The organism is Mycobacterium sp. TH-M103, assembly GCF_057473785.1.
In genome coordinates this window covers 1-7357 of sequence record NZ_JBYCLG010000222.1, presented here as the reverse complement: position 1 = coordinate 7357, position 7357 = coordinate 1, and the positions used below count along the sequence as shown (strand labels likewise).

General features: G+C 69.9%; 8 protein-coding genes and 1 pseudogene. 2 read left to right on the top strand and 7 right to left on the bottom strand.

The annotated features are described in order from the left end of the window. From thyX to AC2VOR_RS12955, 5 genes and pseudogenes are all read right to left on the bottom strand, one after another. Positions 1-196: pseudogene (thyX, locus tag AC2VOR_RS12975) on the bottom strand (FAD-dependent thymidylate synthase); the annotation flags it as partial. 224 nt (positions 197-420) lie between these two features. Continuing rightward, positions 421-1626: a winged helix-turn-helix domain-containing protein gene (locus AC2VOR_RS12970; protein WP_486963908.1), complete on the bottom strand. Its 1206-nt coding sequence runs from the start codon at positions 1624-1626 to the stop codon at positions 421-423. Between the two features lie 64 nt (positions 1627-1690). Then, entirely contained in the window at positions 1691-2437 is a 747-nt protein-coding gene (locus tag AC2VOR_RS12965) for a DivIVA domain-containing protein (protein ID WP_369741666.1), read from the bottom strand. 100 nt (positions 2438-2537) lie between these two features. After that, positions 2538-3032 (bottom strand): dihydrofolate reductase, encoded by a 495-nt coding sequence (locus AC2VOR_RS12960; RefSeq protein WP_369739429.1) that lies wholly within the window; start codon positions 3030-3032, stop codon positions 2538-2540. Further along, positions 3029-3829 (bottom strand): thymidylate synthase, encoded by an 801-nt coding sequence (locus AC2VOR_RS12955; RefSeq protein WP_369739430.1) that lies wholly within the window; start codon positions 3827-3829, stop codon positions 3029-3031. The genes AC2VOR_RS12960 and AC2VOR_RS12955 overlap by 4 nt, the downstream gene beginning before the upstream one ends. Before the next feature lie 65 nt (positions 3830-3894). Here AC2VOR_RS12955 and AC2VOR_RS12950 point away from each other — a divergent pair, with 65 nt between their 5' ends. Then, entirely contained in the window at positions 3895-4638 is a 744-nt protein-coding gene (locus AC2VOR_RS12950; protein ID WP_369739431.1) for a dienelactone hydrolase family protein, read from the top strand. 501 nt (positions 4639-5139) lie between these two features. Beyond that, entirely contained in the window at positions 5140-5589 is a 450-nt protein-coding gene (locus tag AC2VOR_RS12945) for a PAS domain S-box protein (protein WP_369739432.1), read from the top strand. Here the strand turns inward: AC2VOR_RS12945 and AC2VOR_RS12940 are convergent. Continuing rightward, positions 5498-6595, bottom strand: coding sequence for an acyl-CoA dehydrogenase family protein (locus AC2VOR_RS12940; protein WP_369739433.1), 1098 nt, complete (start codon positions 6593-6595; stop codon positions 5498-5500). The two genes, AC2VOR_RS12945 and AC2VOR_RS12940, sit on opposite strands and share 92 nt — an antisense overlap. Next, positions 6592-7357: acyl-CoA dehydrogenase family protein (locus tag AC2VOR_RS12935; RefSeq protein ID WP_486963907.1), on the bottom strand; the 766-nt coding region annotated here is incomplete at its 5' end. The genes AC2VOR_RS12935 and AC2VOR_RS12940, both read right to left, overlap by 4 nt.

The window sequence follows — 7357 nt, the reverse complement described above, 5'->3', positions numbered from 1 at the left end:
CGATGATGTGCTTGATGTAGCCGGCGTTGGTCGCGGTCTTCGGGTTGGGCTTCGACCAGCTCTGGTAGCAGGCGCGGCCGGCGAACTCGACCAGCGCCGAGCCCCCGTCGGCGTCGGTGCTCCAGGGCACATCCGGGGGGGCCAGGAAGTCGGTCCTGGCGATCAGTTGCACGCGCAGCGGCGCGATCTCGGCCACGGCGCTCACCTTAGAGCCTGTCGCCCGCCCCGGCGTCCCGGCCCGCCGCGCGAGGCGGACCTGCCCGCGAAGTACGACCGTGCCCGCCGCCGAGTCCGCGTGCCGTGCAGCAACCGCACCGGCTCACCGAGCCGGCGCATGTCGTCGGGTGTCGCCTTGTCCGCCAGGCATTTCCGGCATGCCCGCGCGTCGACCGCCGCCGACAGGCGTGGCCTCGAGTTCGTTCATCGCCGGCGGAGCTCTCCGGCCAGGTCACCGCGCCGGGCGACGCTGAACCCGCCCAACCCGAGCCACGAGGCCATCGACTCCAGTTCCCCGGCCAGCGCCGCGGCCACCCGCGCCCTGGACACGTCCGGCTCGGCGAACGCGCCGACGACGCGCAGCGTGCCGGCCGCGCGGTCGGCCTTGAGGTCGACCCGCGCGGCCAGTCGGCCGTCCAGCAGCAGCGGCCACACGTAGTAGCCGAACTTGCGCTTTGCGGGCGGGGTGTAGATCTCGACGCGGTAATGGAAATCGAACAAGCGCTCGACCCGGGGCCGGAAGAAGATCAACGGGTCGAACGGGCACAGCAGCGCGGTGCCGGTGTCGGAGCGAGGCACGGCCTGCCCGGACCGCAGGTACGCCGGCGCCGACCAGCCGTCGACCTGCACCGGTTCGATCTCCCCGGCGGCCAGCAGGGCCGCCAGGGCGGGCTTGACCTGGGCCGCCGACAGGCGGAAGTAGTCGCGAATGTCGGCCTCGGTGCCCACGCCCAGCGCGGTGGCGGCCCGCAGGGTGAGTTCGCGGAGCGCCTCGCCATCGTCGACCTCGCGGGAGAGCACCTCGGCCGGCAACACCCTTTCCACCAGGTCGTAGTGGCGGGCGAAACCGACCCGGGTGGCGGTGGTGAACACACCGGAGGCGAACAGCGCCTCGGCGACCCACTTGGCGTCGCTGCGGTTCCACCAGGCGCCCTTCCTGGGCCGCGGTTCGGCGGCCAGGTACGCCTCGATCTGCCCGGCGGTGCTGGGGCCCAATGCGGCGACGGCCGCGACGACGTCGTCGACCAGTTGCGGGTTGTCTTTGACGATGTGGGTGCGCCAACGGCCGTGGGAGTACTGGCGCATCCGCCAGCGCAGCAGCGGCCAGTCCTCGACCGCCATGAGTGCGGCTTCGTGCGCCCAGTACTCGGCCAGCAACCGCGACGAACGCGGGCCCCACGCGACGCGATCCAACAGGTCGCGGTCGTAGGGCCCGAGCCGGCTGAACACCGGCGCGTAGTGGGCGCGCACCGCCACCGACACCGAGTCCAGTTGCAGCACCTGGATGCGCGACATCAGCCGCTTCAGCTGCGCGGCGGTGATCTTGCTCGTCGAGCCGGGAGCGCTAAATCCTTGAGCCGCAACGGCTGTCCGCCGGGCTTGCGCTGCGGTCGGCCTTCGACGCGGGATCGGCACGGCGCCGAGAATACCGCCCCGTCCGGCCGTTTCCGGCTGTTTCCGGGCCGCCGCGGGCCTACCCAGTGCCGACTTTCTGCTCCGCGGCCGCCTCGCCGTTCGTTTCCGGTCGCGGGCCCGCCGCATCCTTTCGCTCCCGGTACGCCGACTCGAGAGCGTCGGGCACCTCCTCCAGCTCGCGGTACACGGCCATCAGCTGCTCGAGGACCTCGATCCGTTGCCGACTCGCCTCGTCCACCGCCCGGCGGGCCTGTTCACGGTAGTGATCGGCCTCCTGCTTCGCGTCGGCGAGGAGTTGCTCGCGCTCCCGCTGGGCGTCCTGCCACGCCTGCTCGATCGCCGTCTGGGTCTCGGCGCGCATCCCGGCCAGCTCGGCGTCGAGCTTGTCCTTGGTCTCGGCATACTCGGCTTCCAGGGCCTTCAACTGTCCGGCCATCTCGGTCAACAGCGCCTCGTGCTTGCGCTGCTCGTCCTCGGCCTCGGCCCGGGCCGCCGCGATCAGAGCCTCCGCCTCGGCGCCCGCCTCGGCCCGCATCTCGGAAACGTCGTCGACCGCGCGCCGCAGCATCGTGGCCATGCGCTGTTGCACCGCATGCGGCGCCGGTGAGTTGTCGGTGAGGACGGCGACCTCCTTGCGCAGCGCGGCGACCTCGTCGCCGGATTCCTCCAGCCGGGCCCGCAGGCTCTCGACGTCGTCTCGCAACAGCTGCTGTTTGGTGGTCAGGACCTCGATGTGGGCGTCGACCGCGGCCGGGTCGTAACCCCTGAACTTGCGCGAGAACTCCTTCGCGGGTTCGGTTATCACTGTCAATTCCCCCCTCCTGGGAACGCCCGAATAGACCCGATGACACCGACCCCCCGAGGTCGAGTATGTCAGGTCGTGCCGCCGGCGCGGGCACGTGCACTCACCCTCGACGGTAGCTGCGAAACCGGTAGCGCAGCCCGGTCCGGCTGACCCGCCACTCGCCCGTCTCGCCGTGCCAGGTGGCGTCGAGCACCGGGGCCAGCGCGTCGTCGTCGGCGAGCGGCAGGTCGACGTCGACCTCGGTGACCTCGCAGCGGGCGGCGTGCGGCAACGCGAGCCGGTAGATCTGCCCGCCGCCGATGACCCAGGTCTCGGGCTCCGTGCCGCAACCGGCGAAGGCCTCCTCGAGCGAACCCACCACCTCGGCCCCGTCGGCGGTGAAGCCGGCCTGGCGGGACAGGACGACGTTTTTGCGGCCCGGCAGCGGCCGGACGCCGGCCGGCAACGACTCCCACGTGCGCCGACCCATCACCACGGTGCGTCCCGTGGTCAGCTCCTTGAACCGGGTCAGGTCTTCGGGCACCCGCCACGGGATGTCGCCGCCGCGGCCGATCACGCCGGACGTCGCCTGCGCCCAGACCAGGCCGACCGTCATACCGCGACGGGGGCCTTGATCGCCGGGTGGGGATCGTAATTGCGCACGACGACATCCTCGTAGGCATAGTCGAAGATCGAATCACGCTGCGCCAGAACCAGTTCCGGGTACGGTCGGGGCTCGCGGGTCAGCTGCAGCCGCACCTGCTCGACGTGGTTGTCGTAGATGTGGCAGTCACCGCCCGTCCACACGAACTCGCCGACCGACAGGCCGGCCTGGGCGGCCATCATGTGGGTGAGCAACGCGTAGCTGGCGATGTTGAACGGCACGCCGAGGAACAGGTCGGCGCTGCGCTGGTAGAGCTGGCAGCTCAGCCGCCCGCCGGCGACGTAGAACTGGAAGAACGCGTGACACGGGGGCAGCGCCATCCGGGGGATGTCGCCGACGTTCCAGGCCGACACGATGATCCGCCGGGAGTCCGGGTCGGTGCGCAGCAAGTCCAGCGCGGCGCTGATCTGGTCGATGTGCTCGCCGGACGGCGTGGGCCACGATCGCCACTGCACGCCGTAGACCGGGCCCAGATCGCCTGCGCCGTCGGCCCATTCGTCCCAGATGGTGACCCCGTGCTCCTGCAGCCAGCCGACGTTGGAGTCGCCGCGCAGGAACCACAGCAGTTCGTAGACCACCGACTTGAAGTGCACCTTCTTGGTGGTCAGCAGCGGGAATCCGGCAGACAGGTCGTAGCGCAACTGCTGGCCGAACAGGCTGCGGGTGCCGGTGCCGGTGCGATCGGATTTGGCCGCGCCCCGCTCGAGCACCAGGCGCAGCAGGTCCTCGTAGGGCGTCGGTATCGGCACGCGGTCAGCTTAGCCGGTCGACGCCGACAAACCCGGCTGCGATCGCGGGGAGTACAACGAAAGCCATGCCGAAAATCACCGATACCATCACCACCGCCGACGGCGTCTGCGGTGTCAAGCTCTTCACCCCCGAGCGGGATGGCCCGTGGCCGGGCGTGGTCATGTACACCGACGCCGGCGGGGTGCGCGACACCTTCGACGGGATGGCCGCCAAGCTGGCCGGATACGGCTACGCCGTGCTGCTCCCCGACGTGTACTACCGCAGCGGCGACTGGGCCCCGTTCGACATGGCCACCGTGTTCGCCGATGCTAAGGAGCGTCGGCGGTTGTTCTCGATGATCGGCAGCGTCACCCCGGACAAGACGGCCGACGACGCCGGCGCCTTCTTCGACTACCTGGCGGGACGCCCCGAGGTGTCCGGCGACCGGTTCGGCGTGTGCGGCTACTGCATGGGCGGGCGTGCCTCGGTGATCGTGGCGGGCCGCCTTCCCGAGCGTGTCGCGGCCGCGGCGTCGTTCCACGGCGGCGGCCTGGTCACCGACACGGCGGACAGCCCGCACCTGTCGGCCGACCGGATGCGGGCCACGGTGTACGTCGGCGCGGCCGAGAACGACGCGTCCTTCACGCCCGGTCATGCCGAACAGCTCGACAAGGCACTGACGGCGGCAGGTGTGCCGCACGCGATCGAGTTCTACCCGGCGGCGCACGGCTTCGCGGTCCCGGACAACCCCCCGTACGACGCCGGCGCCGACGAGCGGCACTGGGCGGCGATGGCGGACCTCTTCGGCTCGACGCTGGGGCGAAGGTAACCCACTCGTGTGGCGGACCCGACACCCGCAACATCCCAGATTTGTGGGATTCGCACTGTTTAAGTTAGCGCCCGGTGGGTAATTCCCCGACGTGGCCGGGGGGTGACGATGCTGAGTTGAGCGACGCAGGTTTGATCGGGGATCGCGAATTCAAAGTTTGCTGAGTTGGAAGATGATTTCGCGCACCTTCGATGGAAACTGCTCGTGGCAAACAATCGCCGCCATCGTTAACAGGCAGTTTTAATTGGCTGTTAACCCGAACTTTTCGGGATCTGGCTAAGATTGACAATCACAAATGGACGTACGCGTGGGCATGATCTAGCATTTGCTGTCGTTAGCATGAGCGCGTTACGGGCTCCACCGCGTGGGGGGTGGGGCGGAATTGATCACCCGGGGGGGTATTTCGTGGTTTTGATCCAGTCCACAGCTGTCGACAGTCGTTGTGTCGAGCGCAGACGCCCGTCGCCACCTGACCAACTGCCCATCGAGGCACTGCACGAAATGCCCGCGCTGGTCGCCCTGGAGCGGCTGCCCACGCCGGCCCTCGCGGTCGACGGCGTGGGAACCATACTGTTCGTCAACAACCCGTTCTGCGACATGGTGGGCTACGCCTACGACGAACTCTTGTCGATGACATTCGACGACATCTTCTACGGTCTGCCGTCCGACGACGGCTGGGTGCCGCGCAAGCGAACCGACAGCGATCGGCTGATCGGGTTGCGCCACAAGGAGGGTCACTCGGTGTGGGCGGACATGAGCGAGTCGGCCATGCAACGCTGCGACGACACCGTCACCCTGAACGTCTTCCACGACCGCACCGAGGAACTCTGGGTCAACAGCGGGGCCATGGAACACTTGGTCAGCCGGACGGCAGATCGACCAGTGCGGCCAGGCGCGCTCGGTGGCGGTAGGCGGTACCTAGCGCCAGTTGATCGCTTTTGGCCCGCTTGAGATACAGGTGCGCCGGATACTCCCAGGTCATGCCGATGCCTCCGTGCAACTGCACGCACTCCTCGGCGGCGTGGACGGCGATTCCGCTGCAGTACGCCTGGGCGATCGCCGCGGCGATGTCGGCGTCCTCGTCGCCGCGGGCGCAGGTGTCGGCGGCGTAGCGGGCCGCGGCCGTGGCGGATCCGACCTCGAACCACAGGTCGGCCAGCCGATGCTTGATGGCCTGGTAGGAGCCGATCGCGCGGCCGAACTGCTTGCGCTGCTTGGCATAGGCCAGCGTGGTGTCGAAGCACCACTGCGCCACCCCGAGTTGTTCGGAGGCCAGCAGCGCCGCGGCGGTCCGGAGCGCCTCGGTCACGGCCGCACCCGCCGCCCCGACGGGAGCTGAGGCAGCGCCCGAAAAGCGCAAGTCGGCAAGGGGTCTGGTCATGTCCAGGGCCACCAGCGGTGACACCTCGACGCCCGAAGCGGCACACGGGACCGTGTGCAGCTCGAGTCCGCCGCGGCCCGCGACCGGCACCACCAGCACGTCGGCCTCACCGGCACCGGCGACGCTGGTGACTGATCCGGTCAGGCCGTCGGCGCCGGTGCTCACGCCGGTGACCGGATCACCCGGCGCGGTGGACAGCGGCACGGCCAGCGCGGCGGTGAGCTCCCCCCGCGCCAGCGCGGGCACGGTGTCGGTGTCGCCGGCGCGCAGCAGCGCGACAGTGGCCAGGACCGCGCTGGACAGGTACGGCACCGGCGCGACGGCCCGGCCGATCTCCTCCATGACGACCGCGGCCTCGCGGGCGCTCGCGCCGGCGCCGCCGAGGGCCTCGGGCACCAGCAGCCCGGCTACGCCCAGGTCGGCGGCCAGCGTCCGCCAGAGTGCCGAGAAGTCCTGCGGCGCCGGATCGTAGGCGCGGGCCACCGTCTCGGGTGGGCAGCGGTCGGCGAACAGCTGGCGCACGCTGTCGCGCAGGGCTTCCTCGGTGTCGGAGTACAGCAAATCGCCGATGCTCATCGGGGGATGTCCTTCCAGGCGACGTCCTTGTCGACGCGGTGTTCGCCGGGCAGGCCCAGGATTCGCTCGGCGACGGTGTTGCGCAGGATCTCCGAGGTTCCGCCCTCGATGGAGTTGCCGCGCGCCCGCAGGTAGCGGTAGCCGGGCTCGCGCCCGACGAGGTCGACGACTTCGGTTCTGCGCATGGTCCAGTCGTCGTAGCGCAACCCGGCCTCGGCGTGCAGCTCGATGTCGAAACCCGAGATGGCCTGCGCGAGGCGGGCGAACGCGATCTTCATGCCGGCGCCCTCGGGTCCGGGCTGACCGGCCTGGGCCTGTTGTCCCAGCCGCTCACCGGCCAGCCGGAGCACCTCGGCGTCGACCCACAGCCGCATCAGCTCGTCGTGCATGGCCGGATCGCGCAACCCCGGCTCGTCGCGCCAGGCCGCGGTGACCTTGCCGATGATCCCGCCCTCCCGCGGCACGCCGGGGCGCGAACCGATCGCGACCCGTTCGTTGTTCAGCGTTGTGGTCGCGACCTTCCAGCCCGCGCCCTCCGGGCCGAGCCGGTTGGCGTCGGGCACTCGCACGTCGGTGAGGAACACCTCGTTGAACTCCGCCTCGCCGGTGATCTGGCGCAGCGGGCGGACCTCGACACCGGGCTGGGTCATGTCACACAGGAAGTAGGTCAGGCCGGCGTGTTTGGGCACCGTCGGGTCGGTGCGGGCGACCAGGATGGCCATCTGCGCGTGCTGGGCCATCGACGTCCACACCTTCTGCCCG

Excerpts from the sequence above, each read along its gene's own strand:
- AC2VOR_RS12960 (WP_369739429.1), bottom strand. The coding sequence starts at position 3,032 with ATGACGGTCGGCCTGGTCTGGGCGCAGGCGACGTCCGGCGTGATCGGC.
- AC2VOR_RS12950 (WP_369739431.1), top strand. The coding sequence starts at position 3,895 with ATGCCGAAAATCACCGATACCATCACCACCGCCGACGGCGTCTGCGGT.
- AC2VOR_RS12945 (WP_369739432.1), top strand. The coding sequence starts at position 5,140 with ATGCCCGCGCTGGTCGCCCTGGAGCGGCTGCCCACGCCGGCCCTCGCG.
- AC2VOR_RS12940 (WP_369739433.1), bottom strand. The coding sequence starts at position 6,595 with ATGAGCATCGGCGATTTGCTGTACTCCGACACCGAGGAAGCCCTGCGC.